18 protein-coding genes and 2 pseudogenes are annotated in these 24517 nt (G+C 68.2%); 11 read left to right on the top strand and 9 right to left on the bottom strand.

Going from position 1 to position 24517, the window contains the following annotated elements:
• Positions 1 to 20 precede the first annotated feature (20 nt).
• A complete protein-coding gene (locus WT26_RS34950) occupies positions 21 to 917 on the bottom strand; it encodes an alpha/beta fold hydrolase (protein WP_069275093.1) in 897 nt (298 codons plus the stop codon).
• A 197-nt stretch (positions 918 to 1114) separates the two neighbouring features.
• On the opposite strand from WT26_RS34950, the gene WT26_RS34945 reads away from it, so the two are divergent.
• The 6 genes from WT26_RS34945 to WT26_RS34920 all read left to right on the top strand — a co-directional run bounded on the left by WT26_RS34945 (position 1115) and on the right by WT26_RS34920 (position 7227).
• Positions 1115 to 1447 carry a hypothetical protein gene (locus tag WT26_RS34945; protein ID WP_027790205.1) on the top strand — a complete coding sequence of 111 codons (333 nt, stop codon included), beginning with the start codon at positions 1115 to 1117 and terminating at the stop codon, positions 1445 to 1447.
• Positions 1448 to 1763: 316 nt separating this feature from the next.
• Positions 1764 to 2612, top strand: a complete 849-nt coding sequence (hpnD, locus tag WT26_RS34940) for a presqualene diphosphate synthase HpnD (RefSeq protein WP_059901740.1) — start codon at positions 1764 to 1766, stop codon at positions 2610 to 2612.
• Positions 2613 to 2625: 13 nt separating this feature from the next.
• On the top strand, positions 2626 to 3879 hold the full coding sequence (gene hpnE / locus WT26_RS34935; protein WP_059523101.1) for a hydroxysqualene dehydroxylase HpnE: 1254 nt from the start codon (positions 2626 to 2628) through the stop codon (positions 3877 to 3879).
• A gap of 15 nt (positions 3880 to 3894) precedes the next feature.
• Entirely contained in the window at positions 3895 to 5868 is a 1974-nt protein-coding gene (gene shc / locus WT26_RS34930) for a squalene--hopene cyclase (protein WP_069275092.1), read from the top strand.
• A 24-nt stretch (positions 5869 to 5892) separates the two neighbouring features.
• Positions 5893 to 6576: a phosphorylase gene (locus tag WT26_RS34925; RefSeq protein WP_155774732.1), complete on the top strand. Its 684-nt coding sequence runs from the start codon at positions 5893 to 5895 to the stop codon at positions 6574 to 6576.
• Between the two features lie 222 nt (positions 6577 to 6798).
• Positions 6799 to 7227 carry a VOC family protein gene (locus WT26_RS34920; protein ID WP_059800840.1) on the top strand — a complete coding sequence of 143 codons (429 nt, stop codon included), beginning with the start codon at positions 6799 to 6801 and terminating at the stop codon, positions 7225 to 7227.
• A 125-nt stretch (positions 7228 to 7352) separates the two neighbouring features.
• Here the strand turns inward: WT26_RS34920 and WT26_RS34915 are convergent, their stop codons facing one another.
• The gene (locus tag WT26_RS34915) at positions 7353 to 8282 is read right to left on the bottom strand and encodes a VacJ family lipoprotein (RefSeq protein WP_069275090.1); all 930 of its coding nucleotides are present in this window, start codon (positions 8280 to 8282) and stop codon (positions 7353 to 7355) included.
• A complete protein-coding gene (locus WT26_RS34910; RefSeq protein WP_069275089.1) occupies positions 8275 to 10908 on the bottom strand; it encodes an MMPL family transporter in 2634 nt (877 codons plus the stop codon). The genes WT26_RS34915 and WT26_RS34910 overlap by 8 nt, the downstream gene beginning before the upstream one ends.
• A gap of 321 nt (positions 10909 to 11229) precedes the next feature.
• On the opposite strand from WT26_RS34910, the gene WT26_RS34905 reads away from it, so the two are divergent.
• The gene (locus tag WT26_RS34905) at positions 11230 to 11826 is read left to right on the top strand and encodes an MlaC/ttg2D family ABC transporter substrate-binding protein (protein ID WP_027790211.1); all 597 of its coding nucleotides are present in this window, start codon (positions 11230 to 11232) and stop codon (positions 11824 to 11826) included.
• Positions 11827 to 12041: 215 nt separating this feature from the next.
• Here the strand turns inward: WT26_RS34905 and WT26_RS37910 are convergent, their stop codons facing one another.
• The 6 genes from WT26_RS37910 to WT26_RS34875 all read right to left on the bottom strand — a co-directional run bounded on the left by WT26_RS37910 (position 12042) and on the right by WT26_RS34875 (position 20043).
• Positions 12042 to 12584 (bottom strand): hypothetical protein, encoded by a 543-nt coding sequence (locus WT26_RS37910; protein WP_060226890.1) that lies wholly within the window; start codon positions 12582 to 12584, stop codon positions 12042 to 12044.
• A gap of 508 nt (positions 12585 to 13092) precedes the next feature.
• Positions 13093 to 13776, bottom strand: a complete 684-nt coding sequence (locus tag WT26_RS34895; protein WP_069275088.1) for a response regulator — start codon at positions 13774 to 13776, stop codon at positions 13093 to 13095.
• A 40-nt stretch (positions 13777 to 13816) separates the two neighbouring features.
• The gene (locus WT26_RS34890) at positions 13817 to 15199 is read right to left on the bottom strand and encodes a cache domain-containing protein (RefSeq protein ID WP_069275087.1); all 1383 of its coding nucleotides are present in this window, start codon (positions 15197 to 15199) and stop codon (positions 13817 to 13819) included.
• Between the two features lie 137 nt (positions 15200 to 15336).
• Positions 15337 to 16893, bottom strand: coding sequence for a sensor domain-containing diguanylate cyclase (locus WT26_RS34885; protein WP_069275086.1), 1557 nt, complete (start codon positions 16891 to 16893; stop codon positions 15337 to 15339).
• A 527-nt stretch (positions 16894 to 17420) separates the two neighbouring features.
• Positions 17421 to 19595: a malate synthase G gene (locus WT26_RS34880; protein WP_069275085.1), complete on the bottom strand. Its 2175-nt coding sequence runs from the start codon at positions 19593 to 19595 to the stop codon at positions 17421 to 17423.
• 43 nt (positions 19596 to 19638) lie between these two features.
• Complete coding sequence (locus tag WT26_RS34875; RefSeq protein ID WP_069275084.1) at positions 19639 to 20043, bottom strand: GlcG/HbpS family heme-binding protein; 405 nt, start codon at positions 20041 to 20043, stop codon at positions 19639 to 19641.
• Between the two features lie 320 nt (positions 20044 to 20363).
• On the opposite strand from WT26_RS34875, the pseudogene WT26_RS34870 reads away from it, so the two are divergent.
• The 4 genes and pseudogenes from WT26_RS34870 to WT26_RS34855 all read left to right on the top strand — a co-directional run.
• Positions 20364 to 20798, top strand: a pseudogene (locus WT26_RS34870) (DUF6306 domain-containing protein); the annotation flags it as partial.
• A 127-nt stretch (positions 20799 to 20925) separates the two neighbouring features.
• Positions 20926 to 21678 (top strand): annotated as a pseudogene (locus tag WT26_RS34865) (LacI family DNA-binding transcriptional regulator); the annotation flags it as partial.
• A gap of 261 nt (positions 21679 to 21939) precedes the next feature.
• Positions 21940 to 22647, top strand: a complete 708-nt coding sequence (locus tag WT26_RS34860) for a TetR/AcrR family transcriptional regulator (protein ID WP_060120231.1) — start codon at positions 21940 to 21942, stop codon at positions 22645 to 22647.
• 186 nt (positions 22648 to 22833) lie between these two features.
• A complete protein-coding gene (locus WT26_RS34855) occupies positions 22834 to 24372 on the top strand; it encodes a glycoside hydrolase family 1 protein (protein WP_230461693.1) in 1539 nt (512 codons plus the stop codon).
• Positions 24373 to 24517 lie beyond the last annotated feature (145 nt).

The raw sequence follows: 24517 nt of genomic DNA, 5'->3' as shown, positions 1-24517 counted from the left end.
GCGCCCCGCGCGTGCCGTGCTCAGCTTTTCGCGATGTCGGCCAGCACGCCGGCCAGGACGGCCGGCTGCGACACGAACGGCGAATGGCTGGTGTCGAGCTGGTGCACGTGGGTCGGGTTGCCGGGCGCGAACGCGTCGGCTTCGTCGATGAAGCGCTGCTGCAACGCGGGCAGGATCACGCGATCCTGCAGGCACTTGATGTAGTGGCGGTCGATTGCGCCCCAGCGCGCGGCCGTCGTCGGGATCGCGGTCGCGAACGGCGCGGCCGGCACGTCGCAGGTCATCAGGTTCGCGACGGCCTCGAAGTCGGCCTGCGGCACGTCGTCGTACAGCGCGCGCTTCGCGAGCGCGCGATACGCGGCGTCACCGCTGCGCGGGTCGATGCGCAGCGCACCGGCGACGCGCGGGCTCGCCAGCATCAGCGGGCCGAGCATTTCACCCTTGTTCTCGGGCGCGCGCACGTAGTCGAGGCCCGGCACGCCCGACGCGGGCATGAAGGCCGCGAGATAGACGATCTTCGCGATTTTTTCGGGCGCGCGTTCGGCCGCCGCCGTGATCGCGAGGCCGCCCATGCTGTGCCCGACGAGCACGACCTTGCCGTGGCCGAGCGCGTACGCGTCGTCGACCGCCTGCATGACCTGCGTCGCGTAATCGTCGAGCGTCGTGTTCGCGACCGGCGACGGCTCGGCGCCGAACGCATCCTTGTCGAGCGGGCGGGTGAAGTAGGAAGCCGGAAAGCGGGCGTTGATGCCGTGCGCGGGCAGGTCGCGCGCGATCGACAGGTGGCCGCGCTCCGCCAGCGCGGCCGCAACGTGCGCGTAGCACCACGCGCCGTGCCAGGCGCCGTGCACGAGCACGAAAACGGGATGGGCGGACTGCGGGGATGCGGGTGGCACGGCTGTCACGTTCGTCTCCATGAGTTCGGAATGCGTTGTCCGGATAAAGCGTCATCTTAGACGAACCGACGCGAGCCCAAGCGGCGGCGGCCGGTCGCACCGGATCGGCCGCCGGCCATGTGTCCCCGAATGTGTCGCGGAGACGACATTTCGTTCATATCTGATTTAAATTCGCGGCAGATCGCGCTAATTTGTTGCTTTGCCCGCGATTGTGCCCCATGAACGTCGACTATCTCTTCTATCGGAAGCCGAACAAACCCGGCCCCTATTCGCTCGACGACCTGGGCGACATCGCGCCGCCGATCGGTCCGGGCGACCTGATACGCGCGGGCATCGCGCGCGTGTTCGCGCAGATCGACTGGCAGGAATCGCCCGATGTGCCGGGTGCGTGGTTCGGCACGGGCGGCGCGGTGTTCCAGTTCACCGCGGAGCCCGACGGTCACGTGACGAGCTTCATGGGCTCGCGCCTCGAGCGCCGCTCGATGCTGCAGCTCACCCGCGAAATGGGGCTCATTGCGCTCGACCTGCAGCGCGACATCGTCTACGGCTAGGCCTGAAGCGCCTGTAGAGGCCCTCGACCAGGCGTCCCCGGCCCGCAGGGGCCGTCCGGCCGAGGGCGGCCAGCCGCGCACGGCGGGCCGCGGAGCCCGGCGCCGCGCGTCCGGGCGCCGCCCTGCCGCACGCCGGCCGCACCGCCATCGAACTTCAAAGATTGCTATACTTTCGCCCAATTCCGGCTTCCGGCCGGTAATTTGTGCCTGTCTGCGTCGATCGTTCGCATATCTCGCACACATTTGACACCCTGACCATCCCAGCCGGGCATGGCTTCTTCAATCGCCCCGCGTGGGTGTCTCCGTGGAGCTTGTCTTGGCCGTTTCCAATTCCGTCGTGGACGAACAAGAAACCGACGCCGCTGCCGTCACATCGGGCAGTTCTTTCTATCTTGCAATGCGCATCCTGCCGGCCGTGCAGCGCGATGCGATGTTCCAGGTCTACGCGTTTTGCCGCGCGGTCGACGACATCGCCGACAGCGACCTGCCGCGCGCCGAGCGCAATGCGGGCCTCGATCGCTGGCGTGCCGACATCGACGCATGCTACGCCGGCCGCCCGCCGCGCCACCTGGCCGCGCTCGACCGCGAGATCCGTGCATTCAACCTGCAGCGCGACGATTTCCACGCGATGATCGACGGGATGGCGATGGATGCGGCCGAAGACATCTGCGCGCCCGACGAGCCGACGCTCGACCTCTTCTGCGATCGCGTGGCGAGCGCGGCCGGCCGGCTGTCGGTGAGGATTTTCGGGATGCCTGAAGCCGAAGGGATCAAGCTGTCGCATCACCTCGGTCGCGCGCTGCAACTGACCAACATCCTGCGCGACATCGACGACGATGCGGCGATCAACCGCTGCTACCTGCCGCGCGAGCTGCTCACGCGCGAAGGCATCGCGATTACCGATCCGGCGACGATCGTGCGCGATCCGGCGCTGCCGCGCGTGTGCGTGACGCTCGTCGAGCGCGCGCTCGAGCATTTCCGCCAGGCCGACGCGGTGATGGATACGTGCCCGCGTGCGCAGGTGAAGGCGCCGCGCATCATGTCGGGCGCGTATCGCTGCATTCTCGAAGCCGCGATCGCACGCGGCTTCGCCTTCCCGCGCGCGCCGTTGCGCAAGCCGAAGGCGCGCATGCTGATGATCGCCGCGCGCTACGCGCTGTTCTGAGCCGACCGAGTCGATGCCCAGAACCGTCCACGTGATCGGCGCCGGCCTTGCCGGCCTGTCGGCCGCGGTCGAGCTGCAACGCCGCGGGCGACGCATCGTGCTGCACGACGCGCACGCGCATGCGGGCGGCCGCTGCCGCTCATGGTTCGACGGGACGCTGAACACGACGCTCGACAGCGGGCTGCACACGGTGTTCGCGGGGCAGCCCGCGACGCAGCGCTACCTGCGCGCGATCGGCGCGGCCGACCAGCTCGCGGGGCCCGCGCTGCCTGAATTCCCGGTCGTGGACATCGCATCGCAGCAGCGCTGGACGCTGCGCTTCGGCGACGGGCGCTGGCCGTCGTGGCTGTTCGATGCCGCGTCGCGTGCGCCGGGCACGACGCCGCTCGACTACCTCGCGCTCGCTCCGCTCGCGTTCGCGCGCATGGGCCGCTCACTCGCACAGACGATGCGGTGCGACGGCATGCTGTGGGAACGTTGGCTGCGGCCGTATTTCCTCGGTGTGCTGAACGTCGAGCCGCGCCACGCGAGCGCCGAACTCGCGCGTGCGGCGCTGTGCGGCACGTTTGCGGCGGGCGGCCCCGGCTGCCGTCCGCTCGTCGCGCGCCATGGTCTCGGCAGCGCATTCATCGAACCGGCGCTGCGGATGCTGCAGCACGGCGGCGCGCAGATCCGGCTGAACTCGCGGCTCGACGCGTTCGAATTCGGCGCGCACGGCAATGCGGTCGATGCGGTCTCGGTCGGCGGCGAGCGGATCGATCTCGCACCGGGCGACGCCGTCGTGCTGGCCGTGCCGCCCGAGGTCGCGCAGCCGCTCGTGCCCGAACTCACCGCGCCCGACACGTTCAGCGCGGTCGTGACCGCGTATTTCGCGGTCGAGGCGCCGGCCGGTACGCCGTTGCAGACGGCGGTCGTGAACGGTGTCGTCGATGCGGTGCGCACCGGCGGCGGCCCGCTCGCGGCGACGATCCGCGACGCCGGCCGCTGGCTCGACACGCCGCGCGACACGCTTGCGCGGCGCATCTGGGAAGACGTCGCGCGGGTGACGGGCGCGGACCCGGAAACCATCCCCGCATGGCAGCTCGTCGTCGAGCCGCGCGCGGGCTTTGCGGCGGTGCCGTCGCAGGAAATGAAGCGTCCGGCCGTGCGTACGCGCTGGACCAATCTCGTGCTGGCGGGCGACTGGATTGCCACCGGCTTGCCCGCCACGATCGAGGGCGCGATCCGCTCCGGCCAGCTGGCCGCGGACGTGCTCCAGACACAGTAAGCAACAGAGGGACCGATGAACGATCTCACCGAAATGGCTACCTTGTCCGCCGGCACCGTGCCGGCCGGCGTCGATGCGGCCGTCGTGCGTGCGACCGACGCGCTGCTGGCCGCGCAGAACGCGGACGGCCACTGGGTTTACGAACTTGAAGCCGATTCGACGATTCCCGCCGAATACGTGCTGCTCGTCCACTATCTCGGCGAGACGCCGAACGTCGAACTCGAACGGAAGATCGGCAAGTATCTGCGCCGCATCCAGCAGGCCGACGGCGGCTGGCCGCTGTTCACCGACGGCGCGCCGAACATCAGCGCGAGCGTGAAGGCGTATTTCGCGCTGAAGGTGATCGGCGACGACGAGAACGCCGAGCACATGCAGCGTGCGCGCCGCGCCATTCATGCGATGGGCGGTGCCGAGATGTCGAACGTGTTCACGCGCATCCAGCTTGCGCTGTACGGCGCGATTCCGTGGCGCGCGGTGCCGATGATGCCGGTCGAGATCATGCTGCTGCCGCAGTGGTTCCCGTTCCACCTGTCGAAGGTGTCGTACTGGGCGCGCACCGTGATCGTGCCGCTGCTCGTGCTGAACGCGAAGCGCCCGCTCGCGAAGAACCCGCGCGGCGTGCGCATCGACGAGCTGTTCATCGACCCGCCCGTGAACGCCGGGCTGCTGCCGCGCCAGGGCCACCAGAGCGCCGGCTGGTTCGCGTTCTTCCGCGTGGTCGACCATGCGCTGCGCGCGGTCGACGGCCTGTTCCCGAACTACACGCGCGAACGCGCGATCCGCCAGGCCGTCTCGTTCGTCGACGAGCGCCTGAACGGCGAGGACGGCCTCGGCGCGATCTATCCGGCGATGGCCAACGCGGTGATGATGTACGACGTGCTCGGCTATGCGGAAGATCATCCGAACCGCGCGATCGCACGCAAGTCGATCGAGAAGCTGCTCGTCGTGCACGACGACGAAGCGTATTGCCAGCCGTGCCTGTCGCCGGTGTGGGACACGTCGCTCGCCGCGCATGCGTTGCTCGAGACGGGCGACGCGCGTGCCGAGGAAGCCGCGCTGCGCGGCCTCGAATGGCTGCGCCCGCTGCAGATCCTCGACGTGCGCGGCGACTGGATCTCGCGCCGCCCGCACGTGCGGCCCGGCGGCTGGGCATTCCAGTACGCGAACGCGCACTACCCGGACGTCGACGATACGGCGGTGGTCGCGGTGGCGATGGATCGCGCGCAGAAACTCCGGCAGAACGACGCGTATCGCGACTCGATCGCACGCGCGCGCGAGTGGGTCGTCGGGATGCAGAGCAGCGACGGCGGCTGGGGCGCGTTCGAACCGGAAAACACGCAGTACTACCTGAACAACATCCCGTTCTCGGATCACGGCGCGCTGCTCGATCCGCCGACGGCCGACGTGTCGGGCCGCTGCCTGTCGATGCTGGCGCAGCTTGGCGAGACGCCGCTGAACAGCGAGCCCGCGCGCCGCGCGCTCGACTACATGCTCAAGGAGCAGGAACCGGACGGCAGCTGGTATGGCCGCTGGGGGATGAACTACGTGTACGGCACGTGGACGGCACTGTGCTCGCTGAACGCGGCCGGCCTGACGCCGGACGACCCGCGCATGAAGCGCGGCGCGCAGTGGCTGCTGTCGATCCAGAACAAGGACGGCGGCTGGGGCGAGGACGGCGACAGCTACAAGCTGAACTATCGCGGCTTCGAACAGGCGCCGAGCACGGCGTCGCAGACGGCCTGGGCGCTGCTCGGCCTGATGGCGGCCGGCGAGGTGAACAACCCGGCGGTGGCGCGCGGTGTCGACTACCTGATCGCCAACCAGAACGAAGAAGGCCTGTGGGACGAGGCGCGCTTCACGGCGACGGGCTTCCCGCGCGTGTTCTACCTGCGCTACCACGGCTATCGCAAGTTCTTCCCGCTGTGGGCGCTTGCGCGCTATCGCAACCTGAAGCGCGACAACACGACGCGCGTCACGGTCGGGCTGTAACGCGTGGCGACGCAATCCACCGGCATGCTGCCCGTCATCGCCGTGACGGGGATGGCATTCGAGGCGCGCATTGCGCGCGGCGACGGCGTCGAAGCTGTCTTCGCCGCGCGCGCCGACCGGCTCGAACGCGCGCTGACCGAGGCGACCGCGCGCGGTTGCGCGGGCATCGTGAGCTTCGGCACGGCAGGCGGGCTCGCGCCCGACCTCGCGCCCGGCGCGCTGGTGATCGCGAACGCGATCGACGGGCCGTTCGGCCGCGTCGAGACCGATACGCGCTGGAGCACGCGGCTCGTCGCCGCGCTGCACGACACGCCGGTGTGGGCGCGCGTCACGCGCGGCACGATCGCGGCCGTGGGCGCACCGGTCGTCAGCGAACAGGAAAAGACGTCGCTGCATCGCGCGAAGGGCGCGCTCGCCGTCGACATGGAGTCGCATATCGCGGCGGCCTTCGCGGCTGCGCGCGGCGTGCCGTTCGCGGTGTGCCGCGCGATCGTCGATCCGGCGTGGCGCACGCTGCCGCGCGCGGCGACGGCCGGCCTGCGCGACGACGGCAGCACGGCGATCCTGCCGATCCTGCGTGAGCTGCTGAAGCAGCCGTCGCAGCTCGGTCCGCTGCTGCAGGTGGCCAGCGACGCGCGTGCGGCGCGCACGACGCTGATCCAGGCGCGGCACGCGTTCGAGCGTGCGGGCGCGATGCGGATCGGGTGAGCGGGCGCTTCCGTTTTTCCTCCCACCTTCCTCCCTCCCTTTTCCTTCGAAAGAACGGCGTCCGCCGCGACGGCGGTGTGCGCCGTCGTGTGCAATGTCGGAGCGCTACCGAACCTACCGGGTCGAGATGCCTGCCGGCCACCTGAAACAGGCCTACACTCATCCATGCCCCGCGGTATCTGAGTACCGGCCGCCACATCGGTTCGCGGCAAAGGAGAAGCCATGGAAAAGATCCCGAAATCCACAGCCTTGTTCATCGCAGGCTTTGGCCCGATTGTGAGTGAAGCCCAGGCAAGCCGCGACCTCTACAGTCAGGCCCTCGGTATTCCCTTCAAGGAAGAGAAAGGCGGCTACCTTCATACGGAGAGTCTGAAAGGCGCAAACACGTTCGCGTTGTGGCCGCTTTCTCAGGCCGCTCAGTCGTGCTTCGGCACGGATTCGTGGCGTCGTGACGTACCCATCCCACAAGCCTGGATCGAGTTCGATGTCGACAACGTCGAAGCCGCTACGGCAGAACTTGAATCACGCGGGTATCGAATGCTCGTCAGGAATCGGAACGAGCCGTGGGGCCAGACAGTCAGCCGCTTCATCGGGCCGGAAGGATTGCTGGTGGGAATCACTTTTACGCCGTCGATGCGGGACGAGAAATGATGGCGGACCGGGTTGTGGCAACGGTCGTCAAACGACCTCAAGCTTGCTGCAAATTCACCAAAACAAAAAAAAGAGCGCTGCATCGAGCAGCGCTCCTGATCGTCTTGCAGCCGGTGCGGCGCTAGCTACTGCGCTGCGGGACCGCTCGCAGGCACCGCCGGCGCACTCGCCGGCATCGCACTGCCCGCCCCCGGATCGTCATATTGCGGCAGCCCAGGCGCGGCCGGTGCGCTGGCCGGCGCCCCGCCCGACTCGCCCGGATCCTCGTAGTTCGGCAGCCCGGGCGCCGCCGGCGTGCCGGCGGGCTTGCCGCCCGGCGCCGCTTCCCCACCCGATTCATCCGGCTCGTTGTATTGCGGCAGCGCGCCCGGCGCGGACTCGCCCTTGTAGGTCAGCGACTTGCGCTGCTGCAGGTACGCGTCGCGCACGAACGAATACGGATCGAGCGCGGCCTGCTTCAGCAGGTCGGTCGCGCCGAGCAGGTCCGAGCGCGCGCTGATGAACTGCGCGATGTACATCGGGTTGCGCGCGGCCGGCTCGATGTAGTTGAGCAGGTTGAAGCGCACGTCCACCGCGCGGCCGACGCCGTCGCGGAACGTACTCGGCCCGAACACGGGCAGCACGAGGTACGGGCCCGACGGCACGCCCCAGCGCGCCATCGTCAGGCCGAAGTCCTGGTGATGCTTCGGCAGCCCGGCCGGCGTCGCGATGTCGATCAGGCCGGCGACGCCGAACAGCGAGTTCATCGCCACGCGCATCAAGTCCTGCGTCGCATCGGTGATGCGCAACTGCAGCAGGTTGTTCGCGATGTTGCCGAGGTCGCCGAGGTTCGAGAAGAAGTTGCTGATCGCGGTGCGCACGGGCGTCGGCGTGACCTTCTGGTAACCCTTCGCGATCGGCTGGGCGATGTTCGTGTCGACGGTGTCGTTGAACTTGTACATCGCCCGGTTCATCGGCTCGAGCGGGTCGTTGGGGTTGCGGTTCGGTCCCGTCGCGCAGCCGGTCAGCACTGCGCTGGCGGCAACGGTCGCCGCAATGATTCGCACCTTATTCATTGATTCCTTGCGATTGGTTCTTGGCGCGTTTGACGCGCGGTTTGCCCATCAGGACGGGCTGGAACACCACGGCGCCGATCAGCGTGCAGGTCAGGGCCAGCGCGAGCAGCTTGCCCATGCTCGACGTGCCCGGGTGGTGCGACAGCCACAGGCTGCCGAATGCGGTCGCCGTCGTCGCGGCGCTGAACAGGACGGCGTGCGTGAGGCTCGAGTGCAGCAGCCCGGTTTGCCCCGCGCGCCACGCCATCACGAAATACACCTTGAACGCGACGCCGACGCCGAGCATCAGCGGCAGCGCGATGATGTTCGCGAAGTTGAGCGACATGCCGAGCACGACGCACAGTTCGAGCGTCACGATGCCCGACACGAGCAGCGGCACCAGCGTGCGCAGCACGTCGCCGAAGCGGCGCAGCGTGACCCACAGCAGGATCGTGATCGAGATGATCGACCACAGTGCCGCATGCAGGAACGCGTTGATGATCGTGTCGGCCGAATGCAGGATCGAGATCGGCCCGCCGGTCGCGCCCGGCTCCGCGGCCTTCACGGTCTTCGCGAAGCGGCGCAGCATCGTGTCGTCGTTCGGGTCGACGCCCTTCGGCACCTTCGGCGAAATCTGCACGAGTGCGTGGCCGTCCGGTGCGACCCAGTCGCGCACGAGCTGCGGCGGCAGCGATTCGCGCGTGATGTCCTGCGGCTGCAGCAGCGAGGCGAGCTGGTTGAGCGCGATGCGCAGCGTGTCGGAGAACGCACGCTCGGCGCGGTCGCGCGTCGCGGCGTCCGCGGCGGCGAGTTTCGCGAGCGAGGCCGACAGATGCTGCGCGGCGGCCGCTCCCGGGCCCGGGTGATCTTCGGCCGCGTAGCTCAGCAGGTCCGACACGCGCTTGAGCGCGGCGACGCGCTGCGCGTCGGTCGCGGGCGGCGCGGCCGGTTGTGTCAGCGCGGGCAGCAGCTCGCCCGCGGCCGCGGCGATCGCCGCGCGCTTGGCCGGCTGGTCGGCGGGGATGAAGGTCGACAGCGTGGTCGTGCGGCCCACTTCAGGCAGCGCGTCGAGGCGCTTCGCGGCCGCGTCGGCATCGGCGAGCGACGGCGCGAGCAGCGTGACGTCGTTGACGGCGGCTTCCGGCGAATCCTTCAGTGCGAGCAGTGTCGCCATCGATTCGCTGTGCGGATCCTTCAGGTGCAGCGGGTTGAAGTCGAAGTGGAGGAACGCGAGCAGCGGCAGCGCGCCGACCACGACCACGAGCGTGCCGATCAGGATCGGCTTGCGATGGCGATCGAGGTAGTCGTCGACCGGCGCGAGCCACGGGAAGCCCGGCGTCTTCGATTCGCCCGGCGGCGCGAACAGGCGCAGCAGCGCCGGCAGCAGCGTGATCGTGGTCAGCAGCGCGACGAACATCCCGACGCCCGCGATCAGGCCGAGTTCGGACACGCCGCGATAGGCGGTGGGAATGAACGAGAAGAAGCTCGCCGCGACGGCCGCGGTGGCCAGCGCGAGCGGCATGCCCATGGAATGCGCGGCGCCGATCAGCGCGTGATCGATGCGCGGATCGCGGAAGCGCTCCTCGCGGTATTTCACGCCGTACTGGATCGAGAAGTCGACGCCGAGGCCGACGAACAGCACCATGAACGCGACCGAGATCATGTTCAGCGAGCCCACCATCGCGAGGCCGAGCGCGGCGGTCACGACGAGGCCGACGAACAGCGTGACGAGCACCGAGCCGATCATCCGCTTCGAGCGCAGCGCCAGCCACAGGATGACGAGCACGGCGAGCAGCGTGAGCACGCCGTTGAGCGCCGCGCCATCCTCGACGGACGCGAATTCGTCGTCGGCGAGCGGCTGCTCGCCGGTCAGGCGCACCGCGGCGCCGTAGCGCTTCTCGAGGTCGAGCGAACGGGCCGCGTCGCGGATCACCTGGCTGGTTTCCGCGCCGGCCTTCAGCGCACCGTAGTTGACCACCGGCTGCACGGTGACGAATGCGCGCGCGGGCTGACGCGCGGCATCGTTGTCGACCAGCGCGCGCCACGAGAACGCGGCCGGCTTGCCGGCCAGCACGTCGTCGACCGTCGCGGCGCTGCGTGCGAGCAGCTTCGCCATCGCGGGCAGTTTCACCTGGCCGGTCAGCAGCGGCTGGCCGAGCGTGGTGGAGAGTGTGGTGGCGAGACCGGTCAGGCTCGGGTTCTTCGCGAGTTCGTTGACGAGCGGGCGCGCGCTCGCGAGCTGCGAGGTGGTATCCGTGACGTCCTGCGTCGACAGGAACAGCAGCCCGTTGTGCTCGAAGAACGGCCCGCCGCCGGGTTCGGCGACCTGGCCGATACGACCGGCTTCGGCATCCTTGCGCAGCGCTTCGGTCAGCGCATGCGCGGCGGCGTTCGCGAATTCGGGCGCGGGCGCCTCGACGACCGCGAGGATCGTGCCGTTGCGTTGCGGGAACGCCTTGTCGACGGCCTGCCCGAGGGCGGCCCATTGCGGCTCGGCATCGACGAGCTTGCTGATGTCGGTGTTGATCTTGAAATGCTGCGCGACATAGACGCCGCTGAGCGCGGCGATGACGAGCGACAGGACGACGACCCAGACGGGGCGGCGCACCGACCATGCAACGAGTCGGACGATGAGAGATGTCACCATGTGGCGGTGGGGAGCGGCTGGCAAGGGCAAAGTAGCCAAGTATACCGGCGCAGCGTGGCGGCGGTCGTGACGTTGGGCGTCGTGGGGCCGGAAGAATCTTTTCCTGTCGGAGAGGGAATCGGCGCCGGGCCGGGTTCCCGTCATGGGTAAGCGTTTGTTTACTTTCCCCGAGGCCGCCGTTTCCGGCCGCGCCTGTGACAATCCGGCGTGAAAGGTAACAGTCGGTCACGGTGCGGCAAGCGTGCGTCAGGCCCGGTATACTTGCGTCGACCGGATGGCGCGCCGCGCCGTCCGTTTTTCCTTAGCGAGTGCGATATTCGTATGAAACGTCATCTGTTTGCTTTCGTCGCGGCGGCCGCCGTGTCGGTTTCCGCTTTCGCGCAGAGTGCGCCGGTCGACATCGTCCGCAACGCGGTCGAAGGTACCGTCAACGCGATGAAGGCCGATCCGGCCGCACGCGGCGGGGACATGGCGAAGGTCTCGGCGGTCGTCGAGCAGCGCTTCCTGCCTGCAACCAACTTCGAGCGCACGACCCGCATCGCGGTCGGCGATGCGTGGAAGCAGGCCACGCCGCAGCAACAGCAGGAGCTTTACAAGCAGTTCAAGCTGCTGATGACGCGCACCTACGCCGCGTCGCTCGCCCAGCTCGGCAGCCAGGACGCGAAGTTCTCGTTCAAGGCGGGCGGCGCGTCGGGCGCCGACGCGCTCGTGCAGTCGACCGTCACGACGCCGGGCGACAGCCAGTCGGTCGGCTATCGTCTCGGCAAGGTCGGCAACGACTGGAAGATCTACGACATCGACATGTCGGGCGCATGGCTGATCCAGGTCTACCAGGGCCAGTTCAAGAGCCAGCTCGCATCGGGCGGGATCGACGGCCTGATCGCGTATCTGCAGAAACACAATTCGCGGACGAACTGATAGGGATAAGGGCGATTCGACTTGCTCCGGGTGCGCAAGAACATGTATCATGGTCATCGGTAGCGTATAAACGGAACGGCGAAAGTCGTGCGTTACCCCCGCCCTGCGAGGGGTCACCACCCAAGTGTGGCGATAGCCAAGAGGTCCGATTAGCAGTTTGAACGAGGCTCCTTTCGAGGAGCCTTTTTCATTTCCGACGCTACCTGCTGTTGCCTTCAATACACCGGCTCCTTGATCGGTCGATTGATCAGCGTGTTGTGCAGGATCACATGCAGTCGGATCGGCTTCCTCTTCGGGCGGTTGCCTTTGTGGGACCGGTCCCGCACATAGGCGCTCTGGACGAACAGATTGAGTACGCCGCGCTTGGTCGCGCGCGACGCTGTGAAGTAGACCTCATATTCCTGAACTGCGCCCTGCTCGTCGACGGCTTCCATGACGAAGAAATTGCCTTTGCCGGTGTGATAGCAAGGGCGGACAGCCAATCCGTCAACAATTGCCGGCAGCAGCATGGACAGCCGGTAGCGCCGCTCACAGAACACGCGTGTTTCTCGAGCATCGCTATAGAGCCGCGCCGGATCGATCACCTCGCCTGGTTCGGCCGACCGGGTAAAGCAGTGCAGGCCAAAGATGAGCTGGACCACATATGTACGTGCCGGATGTTTGCCCTTTGCTGGCTGAACGAATTCGATCTGGCAGGGATGCAGGTGGGACAGGTCGTAATCGACGCCGGCAAACGTAAAGGCCTTCCATGCAATCATGACGATGCCGCCTCGTTTCTAACCGTCGCTGCACGTCTTGCTTTGACCGCAATGGACTTCGCGCCAGAATTCGCTTTGGTTTTCGCTTCCATGAGGACGTTCCGGTAATTCGGTGGAAGCAGTATCCAAGAGCAACCTCCAGCACGGCAATGGCGCACTGGCTCAACTGGGCGGCGCCGGCGCTCCCGACGTAGTTGGACTATATCGTCTGCTAGTCGTAGATATCGCTACCTATGCGTACGGTTTCTCTGCAATCCTGCTTATCTAGGGTGGGGGTGCCTCCCACTGGAGGGCGAATTTGCGTCCTAGTGCGAGGCGCGTGCGCCGCTCCAAAAAAATTGAAGCAACCTGGATTATCGGTGGTTTGGACACGCCACGAACGTGCCTACTACCTTCGGCATATAGGGGGCGAGCCAGTGATGAGGTTGATTGTCGAAATGGCAATGCCGGCCGGCAACATCGAGCACGCCTTGCTCTGCATGGCACGGGGCGTCTTGGCGTTTCGCCCCTACCGCCGCCGATGCTCGACCGCGAACTTGATCAGCTCGGCCTGCCCCTCGATTTCCAGCTTGCGCTTCAGGTTGAGCCGGTGCGTCTCGACCGTGCGCACCGACAGCCCCGTCTGCTGCGCGATCTGCTTGCTCGACAGCCCTTCCGCCAGCGCGTCGAGGATGTCGCGTTCGCGCGGCGTGAGCCGGTCGAGCGGCGACGCGGTCGTGCTCGCGTGGATCATCCGTGCGGCGAGCCCTTCGCTGAAGAACGTCTGGCCCGCCAGCACCGTGCCGATCGCGCGCACGATCTCGCTCGCGGGCGAATCCTTCAGCAGGTAGCCGCTCGCGCCGGCACGCACGGCCTGCGTCACGTATTCGACGTTGTCGTGCATCGACAGCATCAGCACGCGGATGCCCGGAAAACGATCGTGAAACACGCCCGCGAGCGTGATGCCGTTCATTCCGTTCATGCCGATGTCCATCAGCGCGAGATCGGGTTCGAGCGACGCGGCGAGCGCGAGCGCCTCGTCGGCGTTGCCGGCTTCGCCGACCACCGACAGGTCGGCCGCTTCGAGCCGCATCCGCAAGCCGTCGCGCACGAGCGGGTGATCGTCGACGAGCAGCAGTCGGGCGACCGGCTGGGCGACCGGCTGGGCGACGAGGTCGGCGGGGAGCCTTGCGGGGGTGTCCGGGGCGCTCATGGGCGATGGGTCTCCTTGAATCGAGTGGCGGCGCGCGCGGTCAGGCCGGTGAAGTCAGCGGCACGCGCGCGGCGACGATCGTGTGACCGACCTGCGACGTGATCGTCAGCGTACCGCCGAGCGCGTCGAGGCGCTCGCGCATGTTGCGCAGCCCGATGCCGCGGCGCGCGTCGGCCTGCGAGCGTTCGGCGTCGAAGCCGCAGCCGTTGTCGGCGATGGTCAGCGTGACGGATTGCGCGCCGACGTCGAGCGTGACGGCCGCGCGCGACGCCCGCGCATGATGCACGATGTTGCTGAGCGCTTCCTGCGCGATCCGGAACAGCGCGGTGTTGACCGCCGCGGGCAGCGGCCGGGTGCCGCTGTGCGCAACCTGCGTGTAGCCGATGTCGATGCCGCTTTCGGCGCCGAGCTCGCGCACCAGCTGCTCGAGCGCCGCCGCGAGGCCGAGATCGTCGAGCATCGCGGGGCGCAGCGCATGCGAGATGCGCCGCACTTCACGCAGCGTGTCGCCGAGCCGCACGACGCCCGAGGTCAGCGCCTGCTCGGCCTCGGGCATGCGCGCGGTACCGCGTTCGAAGCGCGCGAGCGCGGATTCGAGCATCAGCTTCGCCGATACCATCATCTGGCTGATCCCGTCATGCAGCTCGCGTGACAGCCGCGCCCGCTCCTGCTCCTGCGATTCGACGACGCGCTGCGCGAGCAGCTTGAGCTTCGCGTCGGCACTGCGCGACTCGCTGACGTTCAGCACCAGCGCGCATACGGCGATCGCGGCCGCCCCCGTGAGCGCGATCGCGGTGAGCCAGCTCATCGTGCGCTCGATGTTCGCGGACGCGCGCGCGTCGATGCGCTGCAGCGCGGTGTCGACATCGTCGAGATAGATGCCGGTGCCGACCATCCAGCCCCAGCGTTCGAGCGCGATGACGTAGCCGAGCTTCGGCGCGACGCGGCCCGTCGACGGCCGCTGCCACGCGTAGCGCACGTAGCCGCCGCCGCTCGACGCCGCGCCGATCAGCTTCTGGATCGTCAGCGCGCCCTGCGGGTCGCGCATCGACCAGTAGTTGTGGCCGACACGCTCGGGCTCGCGCGGATGCATCAGCGAATTGCCGTGCAGGTCGTATACGAAGAAATAGCCGTCCGGGCCGAAGTCCATCTTCTGCAGCATCGCGAGCGCCTGCGTGCGCAGCAGCGCGTCGTCGCGCGCGTTGCGGCCGCTCGCGTCGTAAAGCGGCATGATCGCGCTCGTCGCGAGCTCGACGTAATGCTTGAGCTCGACTTCCTTGCTCGACAGGTACGCGGCCTGGATCGTCGCGTGCTGCGTGCGCGCGAGGGACGTCGCCTGCTGGCGCACGCCGAAACCGATGCCGGCGATCGCGAGCAGGAACGGCACGATGGCCAGAAGGAAAATCTTTGCCTTGAGTCTCATGGTGGTGTGGGCCGGCCATGCGGGCCCGTGCCGGCGCATCGAGCCGGCGCATTGAGCCGGCGCATTGAGCCGGTATTGTCGGCGATTTTGCGCGGGCGTGGCGGTCCGGGCAGCCGGCGCCGCACGCCGCCGCCGCATCACGCCCGCCGGCGTTGGAAGCGCGTGGCGGCCTGCACGAACACCTGGTTGCGGCCGCGCTCCTTCGCGCGATACAGCGCGTCGTCGGCCAGCTTCAGCGCCGCGTGGACGCTGCCGTCCCATTCGGGGAAGCAGGTCGTCACGCCGATGCTGGCGGTCAGCCGGCCGAACTCGCTGGCGTCGTGCCGGATGCCGAGATCGAGGATGCCGGTGCGGATCGTCTCGGCGACCGCGGCCGCGCCGCCCGCGTCGACGCCCGGCAGGATCACGACGAACTCCTCGCCGCCGTAGCGCGCCGCGTAATCGGCCGGGCGGCGCAGGCAGCCGGCGATGCAGTGGCCGACCGCGGCGAGCGCGTCGTCGCCGGCCTGGTGCCCTTGCGTGTCGTTGTAGCGCTTGAAGTAGTCAACGTCGATGAACAGCAGCGACAGCGCATGCTGCGAGCGCGCGGCGCGGCGCCATTCGCGTGCGAGCGTGACGTCGAGCATGCGGCGGTTGTCGAGGCCCGTGAGGCCGTCCGTACGCGCGAGCGCCTGCAGTTCGGTTTCCGCGCGGTGGCGCTTGCGCAGCTGCACGTCGAGCAGCAGCGACAGGCCGACGAAGCCGATCGCGAGCGCAGCCATCGCGGAGCCGATCGGAATCGCACGGTCGTACCACGCGGCGTAGATGTCCGCTTCCGAGCGCGCGACCATGATGATGAGCGGCAGGTGCTCGAGGTGCCGGAACACGTACAGGCGGCGCACGCCGTCGATCGACGCGGTATCGGCGAAGCTGCCTTCGCTGGCGGTCATGAACCGCCGGAACGTGCTGGCGTGGCTGATGTCGCGGCCGACGATCTTCGGGTCGTACGGCTTGCGCATCAGCATCCGGCCGTTCGTCGCGATCAGCGATATCGCGCCGCGATCGCCGAGCGACAGCCGCGAGAACAGGTTCTGGAAATATTCGAGCCGGATCGACATCACGGCGGCGCCGCCGAACGAGCCGTCGGGCTTCGTGATCCGCCGGCTGAGCGCGATGCTCGGCGAGCCGTTGCGCAGCCGCGACCGATACGGATCGCTGACGTACAGGCCGACGTCGGGATGGTCGCGGTGCACCGTGAAGTACGGCTCGTTGCCGAAGTTGGCCTTGCGCGGCACGTCGCTCTTGCCGTCGACCTCGATGTCGCCCTTCGCGTCGAGCACGTAGATGCCGCCGAGGTACTTGGCCGTCGTCGCACGGTCGAACAGCACCTGGCGGCGCAGCGGCATCGGCAGGCGCGCGACGTCGGGCTGGCCCTGCCCGTCGACGACGGCCTGCAGCGACAGCGAATAGATTTCGATGTTGCGCTCGATGTCCCACGACGCCATCAGCGCGAGATTCTGCAGCGTGGTGCGCGCGCGCTCGCGCGCATCGATCCGGCCCTCGTAGAGCACGATGCCGCACAGCAGGAGCAGGATCAGCGCAATCAGCAGTCCCGAGTAGAAAATCAGGTGCGGACGCAGCAACCGGCGCAGGCGCGTGGCGGCGCGGCTCGTCAGGCCGGATTCGCTGGGCACTGCGTAGTCGGTTTCTGCCATGGTCCGAAGATCGGTGGGCATCGCCGGTGCGCGCAACGGGCGTGCCGGGCCGATGCAGTTGTTCTCGTATGGTGTTGCTGGCGGCGATCCGGTACGGCTCTGTTCATGCCGGATGGCGGGCGGGCCCGGGCGGGCACCGAAACCATCCGGATGTCTGTCTCCTGCTTGATGGAGAAACGGCCAGGCTGAACATCGGCGGCAGGCGGCTGATCCTCGCGCATTTGCCGTCGGCGTCCGATGCAGCGCACGTTGCACGGCGCGCATCGGACGCAGTATAACTGCGCGCTTTTGCGGGCGCGATAAATGTTGAGAATCGATGTGACGAATTGAATTACATCGGGTTTCAACGGACCCGAACGGCGGTTCGAGCCTTGTCCGGCAACGGTTTTCAGGCGCAGGAGGAGACTCACCCGATGCGCGGGATGGTCAAATCGAACGGCTGTTCGTGACCTGATATGAAAAACGGGCGGCCGCGATGGCCGCCCGTTTCGGCACGCAGGCACGCGGGGGCGACCCGCGTGCGGCGATCAGCCGGCGCGCTGATGCTGCTTGAACGCAAGCCGGAACCGGTGCAGCAGCGGTTCGGTATACCCGCTCGGCTGCGACGTGCCCTGCAGCGCGAGCGCGCACGCGGCCTTGAACGCGGTCGACTGGTCGTAGCCGGGTGCCATCGGGCGATAGTTCGGGTCGCCGGCGTTCTGCTGGTCGACGACGCGCGCCATCCGCTTGAACACGTCGAGCACGAACGCCTCGGTGATCACGCCGTGGCGCAGCCAGTTGGCGATGTGCTGGCTCGAAATGCGCAGCGTCGCGCGGTCTTCCATCAGGCCGACGTCGTGGATGTCGGGCACCTTCGAGCAGCCGACGCCCTGTTCGACCCAGCGCACGACGTAGCCGAGGATGCCCTGCGCGTTGTTCTCGACTTCGCTCAGGATCTCGGCTTCGCTCCACGCGGCGCGCTCGACGACCGGCACGGTCAGCAGCCCTTCGAGCAGCGTGTCGCGTTCGCTCGCGTACGGCGTCTTCTCGAGTGCCTGCTGGACGGCCTGCACGTCGACGAGGTGGTAGTGCAGCGCGTGCAGCGTCGCGGCGGTCGGCGACGGCACCCAGGCGGTGTTCGCGCCGGCGCGCGGATGCGCGATCTTCTGCTCGAGCATCGCGTGCATCAGGTCGGGCATCGCCCACATGCCCTTGCCGATCTGCGCGCGGCCGCGCAGGCCGGCCGACAGGCCCGCGAGCACGTTGTTGCGCTCGTACGACTGGATCCACGCCGACGATTTCATGTCGCCCTTGCGGATCATCGGGCCCGCTTCCATCGCGGTGTGCATCTCGTCGCCGGTGCGGTCGAGGAAGCCGGTGTTGATGAACGCGACGCGTGCGGCGGCGGCGGCGATACACGCGGCGAGGTTCACGCTGGTGCGGCGCTCCTCGTCCATGATGCCCATCTTCAGCGTATTGCGCGGCAGGTTGTACAGATCCTCGATGCGCGCGAACAACGTATCGGCGAATGCGACTTCGACCGGGCCGTGCATCTTCGGCTTCACGATGTAGATCGAGCCCGTGCGCGAGTTGCGCTTCGCCTTCAGGTCGTGCAGCGAGCACAGCACCGTGACGACGCCGTCGAGGATCCCTTCCGGAATCTCGTTGCCGTCGCGGTCGAGCACCGCGCCGTTGGTCATCAGGTGGCCGACGTTGCGCACGAACAGCAGCGAGCGGCCGTGCAGCGACAGCGTGCCGCCGTCGGGCGTCGTGTACTCGCGGTCGGCGTTCAGGCGGCGCGTGAAGGTCTTGCCGCCCTTCGCGACTTCCTCGACCAGCGTGCCCTGCATCAGGCCGAGCCAGTTGCGGTAGAGCTGGACCTTGTCGTCGGCGTCCACCGCCGCGACCGAATCCTCGCAGTCGATGATCGTGCTGACCGCGGCTTCGAGCACGACGTCCTTCACGTTCGCGAGATCGGCGCGGCCGATCGGCGTCGATGCGTCGATCTGGATCTCGAGGTGCAGGCCGTTGTGCTTCAGCAGGATCGCGGACGGTGCGTCGGCCGCGCCCTGGTAGCCGACGAACTGCGCCGGCTGCGCGAGGCCGACGATCCCCTTGGCGGTTTCGACGGCGAGCCGGCCGTCCTGCACGCGGTAGCGCAGCGCGTCGCGGTGCGAGCCGCTCGCGAGCGGCGCCGCGTTGTCGAGCACGTCACGCGCGTAGTCGATCACGCGCTGGCCGCGCGTCGGGTTGTAGGCCGTGGTGCGTTCGGCGCCGCCGTCTTCGGGCAGTGCGTCGGTGCCGTACAGCGCGTCGTACAGGCTGCCCCAGCGCGCGTTCGCGGCGTTCAGCGCATAGCGCGCGTTCGACAGCGGCACGACGAGCTGCGGGCCGGCCTGCGTCGCGATCTCGCTGTCGACGTTCGCGGTGGCTGCCGCGACGTTCGACGGGACCGGCACGAGGTAGCCGATCTGTTCGAGGAATGCGCGATACGCGGCGTGGTCGCGCACGGGGCCGGGGTGCGCGCGGTGCCAGGTGTCGAGTTCCTGCTGCAGGCGGTCGCGCTCCGCGAGCAGCTCGCGGTTGCGCGGCGCCAGGTCGTGCACCAGGGCCGAGAAACCGCTCCAGAACGCGGCCTTGTCGATGCCGGTGCCCGGCAACGCTTCGTTTTCAATGAACTGGCTCAGCGCTGGCGCGACTTGCAGTCCTGCTTGGTCGATCATCGTGATTCCTCCCGGGGAAAAAAATCGCGCGCGGCTTGGCTGGCTATGCCACGACGCTTTGTGTGCCGGCGCGGGCGATCTGCGCGTCCTGTTCGGACTTTACGCCAGACACGCCGATCGCGCCCGCGATCCGGCCGCCGACCGTGACCGGCACGCCGCCTTCGAGCAACCCCGTCAGCGGCACGCTGAGAAACGCGGTGCGGCCACCGTTGATCATATCCTCATACGCTTTCGTCTCGCGCCGGCCGAGCGCCGCCGCGCGCGCCTTGTCCTGCGCGACGTACGCGCTCGCGGGCGACGCGCCGTCGAGCCGCATGAGCGCGAGCAGGTGGCCGCCGTCGTCGACGACGGCGATCGACACGGCCCAGCCGTGGCGTTCCGCTTCCGCGCGGGCGGCGGCGAGCATGCGGTCCGCGTCGGCGCATTCGAGTACGGGTCTGGTTTGCATGGCGGTTGCTCCGGAATCAGTTGACGTGGGGGTGTCGAACAGTTCGCTCCAGTGCGCACGGGCGTGCGGCCCGCGCCATGCCGATCAGTCTGGCAGCCGATGCGGGCGGTGACAATCGGGTCTGGCCGCGGGCCGGTTGCGCGTTCCTTGACGCGCGTCACGGACCGCCGGTCGCGCACGGTCGTCGCGCATGCAAATATGTCACAATGTGAGCTATTTTCGCGTGACCTGTCGCGAGACGATCCGATGCGTCACCGTTTCTGCATGGAGGACGTCGCATGTCACATCAGACCCGTGGCGAAGCCGGCCCGGCGCCGGTCGACGCGCAGCGCGACGCGCTGCTCGCGGTGCTGGACGAACTGCTGGAAGCTGAGCGCGCGGGCGCGCGCGTCGCGTCCGAGACGGCGGCCGAGATCCACGATCCCGAGCTCCACCGGCTGGTCGCGGGCATCCGCCTGGACGAGGCACACTGGTGCAGCGTGCTCGTCGACGCGATCAGGTCGCTGAACGCGACGCCGACCCGCAAGACCGGCGCGTTCTACGAAAAGGCGATGGCGATCGACGACCTGGCCGAGCGGATGGCGTTCCTGAACCGCGGCCAGCGCTGGGTCGTGCGCAAGCTGCAGGCGCTGCTGCCGACGCTGGACAATCCCGAGATCCATCATGCGCTGACGTTGATGCTCGTGTCGCACGAGAAGAACATCGGGCATGTCGACGCGCGCTTGCGCGAAGGGCATCAGGCCCCCCCGCCGTAAACCTCCCGCGCCACCGCGCGCAGCGCGTCGACCATCACCGTCGCCATCGGCGAATCGGTCAGTTGTCCAGCAGGTTGTCGACGAGCCTGATCCAGCGGCGCACGGGCGTGCGGCCCGCGCCGTTCTGTTGCAGGGGCGCGCGTATCTCGACCAGATCGCCGGCACGATCTCGGAGGGGATACTCGTGACCAACGCGAACCTGCACCTGCCGGATCTGCTCGACGTCGCGCGGCGCGGTGTGCCGGTCGTGCTGTGCCTGTGGGAGCGGCCCGAGGCGCCGCCCGACGGATTGCCATGCGTGGCGATCGATTTTCGCGAGGCGGGACGGATCGCGACGCGGCATCTGCTCGAACTGGGCCATCGCGAGATCGGCGTGATCGTCGGCGGATCGGCGAGCGGCGTGCAGGCGGCGCGCTACGACGGCTTCGTCGACGCGATGCGCGAAGCGGGGCTCGATGCGTCGATCGTCGCGGCCGAGCCCGATTCGATCGAAGGCGGCGTGCGCGCGGCGGGGCGGCTGCTCGACGCGCATCCGCAGCTGACCGCGCTGGTCGCGACCAACGACCTGCCGGCGATCGGCGCGCTGCACGCGGCGGCCGATCGCGGCGTGCGCGTGCCCGATGATCTGTCGATCGTCGGGATGACCGACATTCATCTGGCCAGCGATACGCGCCCCACGCTGACGACCGTCGCGATCCCGACCGCCGAAGCGGCCGGCCTTGCGGTCGAGCTGCTCAATACGTTGCGCGAGGCGGGCGGCCGGATCGACGATGCCGCGCGCGTGCGGACAGCGTCGTTGCCGCGGCTGGTGGTGCGCGGCACGACCGCGCCGGCGGGCGAGCGCGCAACGCGCCGTGCCGCGCGATCGCGGCTCGACTGAGGCCGCAAGGCAGCCGTATATCGGCCATGTGCCCGCGGGAGCTTCGTTGGTAGAATTCGCATCCGTAGACAGCCGCAGGCCGCGCCCGGCTCCGCCGACGGCCGCGCCGCGCACCCGTGCACCGGTCGTTCGCGGCGGACGATGCGCGTGTTGCGCGATGGCGCATCGAGCGCGGCGACCGGATATCGACCGCCATCGTCGAATGATGACCGCGCCCGACGGCCGACCCGCGTCCGTCCCGGCGTCCGACCCAACACGTGAATGAAGAAAACCGTCAAGACAGGTGCGGCACCGACTTCCGGCACCGCGCGCACACGCCGGCCGACGCAGGCGGAACGCAGCCAGGCGACGCGCGAACGCGTCATCGCCGCCGCGATATCGCTGCTTCACAAGGAAGGCTATTCGGGCGCGACGACGCTTGCGATCCGGCGCGAAGCCGACGTCAGCATGGGCGCGATGCAGCATCAGTTTCCGACCAAGGCGGAACTGATGGCGGCGGTGCTGGAACGACTCACCGGCGAGCGCCTCGCGAAACTCGAGCATGCATTGCGCACCGCCAAGACCCCGCTCGAGCGCATCGATGGCCTGCTCGACGCCGCCGGTGCGCTGATCGGCTCGCCGTTGTTCGCCGCGAGCATGGAGATCCAGCTCGCGCGTCGCGCCGACAAGGAACTCGACGAAGTGACGGCACGCATCCTCGCACCCTTCGATGGACGGTTTCGCGCGCTGATGGGCGAAGTCACCGCCGGCCTCGACGAGGCGACCGCGTACAAGATCAGTCAGTTTCAATTGCTCGCCGGGGCAACGATTCGCGGCCTGACCGTCGATGTCGTCGGCGGCGCGGAGCCCGCCGCGGCGCGAGCCGCGTTCCGGTTCTGGCGCGAAATCGTGCTTCGGCAACTGGCGGATGACATAGCGCAGCCGGCGCCGACGAAGGCGGGAGCCGGCAAGCGCCGCGTGTCGCGCTGACGCGTATCGGGCGTGCTCGCGCGAGCCCCGACCGTATCGCGCGATGCATCCGCCGCGGCCCGGCCGGCCGCCGTCCGGATTGCGGAATCGGCGCCCGAACCCCGCATTCGCATTTCGAGAGATCGCTCGATTCGTCTCTTTGACAAGCAATATGCTCTACTTGTATGTTGCAAGGCAATTCCGGCGATGTCGCTGTCGATACACCGCTCGGCCTGCATCGCGGAACGCACGCAATTTGCAAGCAGGCTAACCTGCTTTTTTATAACTCGGGGCCGCCCCGACGTGGTTCGGACGCCCCATTTGGAGACATGGATGACGATCGACACTTCCCTCCCGCGATCCCCGGGGCGCCGTGCCGTCCTGCAGGCTGGCGCGGCGGCGGCCGGTTTCGCCTGCATGCCGGCGTTTGCCCGCGACAACGACGCACGCTTCGCCGACGATTTCGTTTGGGGCGTTGCGGCATCGGCCGCACAAACGGAAAGCCGCGACGGGCGCGGGCGAAGCAATTGGGACGTGTTCGCGGATCGCGCCGGGAATATCGCCGACGGCTCGACGAATGCGCGCTGCACGGAATTCGAGCGGCGCTATCCGGCCGACCTCGAGTGGATGGCCGCGGCCGGAATTCGCGCATTGCGGTTCTCGATCGCATGGCCGCGCGTGCAGCCGCAAGGGCCCGGCGCGGCGAGCGACGCGGGCCTCTCGACTTACGAACGGATGGTCGACGCGATGCTGGCGCGGGGCATCGAGCCCGTTCCCACGCTGTTTCACTGGGATACGCCGGTCTGGGCCGGCGATTTCCGGAGCCGCGACATCGCGTTCCGGCTCGCCGACTACGCGGATCGCGTGACGCGCCGGCTCGGCGATCGCGTGCGCCGCTGGATCGTGCTGAACGAGCCCAACAGCCTGGCGTTTCGCGGCTACGGCCTGGGTGTGCATGCGCCGGGCTTGCGTTCGCCGGAAGCCGCGTTCGCCGCGGTCCATCACCAGAATCTGGCTCAGGGCCTCGCCTTCCAGGCGCTGCGCGCGAACCTGCGCGACGCGCGGATCGGCACGACGATCAACCTGCAGCCGGTGCGTGCCACGGGGAGCCGCGATGAAGATCGCAAGGCGGCGCAGCTCGTCGACATGCTCTGGAATCGTGCGTTTCTCGATCCGTTGTACGGGAAAGATTATCCCGACGCGCTCAAGCGGTCGTTGTCCGCGTTCATCAGGCCCGACGACATGAACATCATCGCGGCGAAGCCCGATTTCCTCGGCATGAACTACTACTCGCGCATTTACGTTCGCGCCAACCAGGCTGCACCGTTCGGCATCGAACAGAGCGAGCAGCCGGCCGACCTGCCGCGCACAGCGGCTTTCTCGGTCGAACCGGACGGCATGACCGAGATGCTCGTTCGAGTACATCGCGACTACGGCGCGCCGGAAATCTACATCACCGAAACCGGGTTCGCACTGGACGATCCGCCGCCGCGCGACGGCGCGGTCGACGACGGCCCGCGCAGCGATTACCTGGCGCGCTATCTGCGCGCGGCGCACGACGCGTATCGCCAGGGCGTGCGGCTGAAGGGCCTGTTCTACTGGGCCGCCACCGACAACTGGGAATGGGGGCAGGGGTTTACGAAGAAGTTCGGCCTCGTGCACGTCGATCTCGACACGCAGGTTCGTACGCCCAAACGCAGCCTCGCGTACTACGCGCGCTGCATCGCGCGGAACGCGGTGGCGTGATGCAGCGCGGCCCGTTGCTCCGCAACGAAGCGTATTGCCGGGGCGGATGGCCGGGCGCGCGCTTCCGAAGCGCATGAAGGTCGGCCCGCGCGGACCGCCGCGATGCGATCCCGCGAGCCGGACGAAGCTGTTGCATCGACCAGGA

The organism is Burkholderia cepacia (genome assembly GCF_001718835.1).
In the GTDB taxonomy this organism is placed as follows: Bacteria; Pseudomonadota; Gammaproteobacteria; order Burkholderiales; family Burkholderiaceae; genus Burkholderia; species Burkholderia cepacia_F.
Note: the sequence above shows the minus strand (reverse complement) of the source record. Positions and strands in the feature narration are given on the sequence as shown.

Coding starts and splice junctions, on each gene's coding strand:
- WT26_RS34950 (WP_069275093.1), bottom strand. CDS start 917: ATGGAGACGAACGTGACAGCCGTGCCACCCGCATCCCCGCAGTCCGCC.
- WT26_RS34945 (WP_027790205.1), top strand. CDS start 1,115: ATGAACGTCGACTATCTCTTCTATCGGAAGCCGAACAAACCCGGCCCC.
- hpnE (WP_059523101.1), top strand. CDS start 2,626: ATGCCCAGAACCGTCCACGTGATCGGCGCCGGCCTTGCCGGCCTGTCG.
- shc (WP_069275092.1), top strand. CDS start 3,895: ATGAACGATCTCACCGAAATGGCTACCTTGTCCGCCGGCACCGTGCCG.
- WT26_RS34925 (WP_155774732.1), top strand. CDS start 5,893: ATGCTGCCCGTCATCGCCGTGACGGGGATGGCATTCGAGGCGCGCATT.
- WT26_RS34920 (WP_059800840.1), top strand. CDS start 6,799: ATGGAAAAGATCCCGAAATCCACAGCCTTGTTCATCGCAGGCTTTGGC.
- WT26_RS34915 (WP_069275090.1), bottom strand. CDS start 8,282: ATGAATAAGGTGCGAATCATTGCGGCGACCGTTGCCGCCAGCGCAGTG.
- WT26_RS34910 (WP_069275089.1), bottom strand. CDS start 10,908: ATGGTGACATCTCTCATCGTCCGACTCGTTGCATGGTCGGTGCGCCGC.
- WT26_RS34905 (WP_027790211.1), top strand. CDS start 11,230: ATGAAACGTCATCTGTTTGCTTTCGTCGCGGCGGCCGCCGTGTCGGTT.
- WT26_RS37910 (WP_060226890.1), bottom strand. CDS start 12,584: ATGATTGCATGGAAGGCCTTTACGTTTGCCGGCGTCGATTACGACCTG.
- WT26_RS34895 (WP_069275088.1), bottom strand. CDS start 13,776: ATGAGCGCCCCGGACACCCCCGCAAGGCTCCCCGCCGACCTCGTCGCC.
- WT26_RS34890 (WP_069275087.1), bottom strand. CDS start 15,199: ATGAGACTCAAGGCAAAGATTTTCCTTCTGGCCATCGTGCCGTTCCTG.
- WT26_RS34885 (WP_069275086.1), bottom strand. CDS start 16,893: ATGGCAGAAACCGACTACGCAGTGCCCAGCGAATCCGGCCTGACGAGC.
- WT26_RS34880 (WP_069275085.1), bottom strand. CDS start 19,595: ATGATCGACCAAGCAGGACTGCAAGTCGCGCCAGCGCTGAGCCAGTTC.
- WT26_RS34875 (WP_069275084.1), bottom strand. CDS start 20,043: ATGCAAACCAGACCCGTACTCGAATGCGCCGACGCGGACCGCATGCTC.
- WT26_RS34860 (WP_060120231.1), top strand. CDS start 21,940: ATGAAGAAAACCGTCAAGACAGGTGCGGCACCGACTTCCGGCACCGCG.
- WT26_RS34855 (WP_230461693.1), top strand. CDS start 22,834: ATGTCGCTGTCGATACACCGCTCGGCCTGCATCGCGGAACGCACGCAA.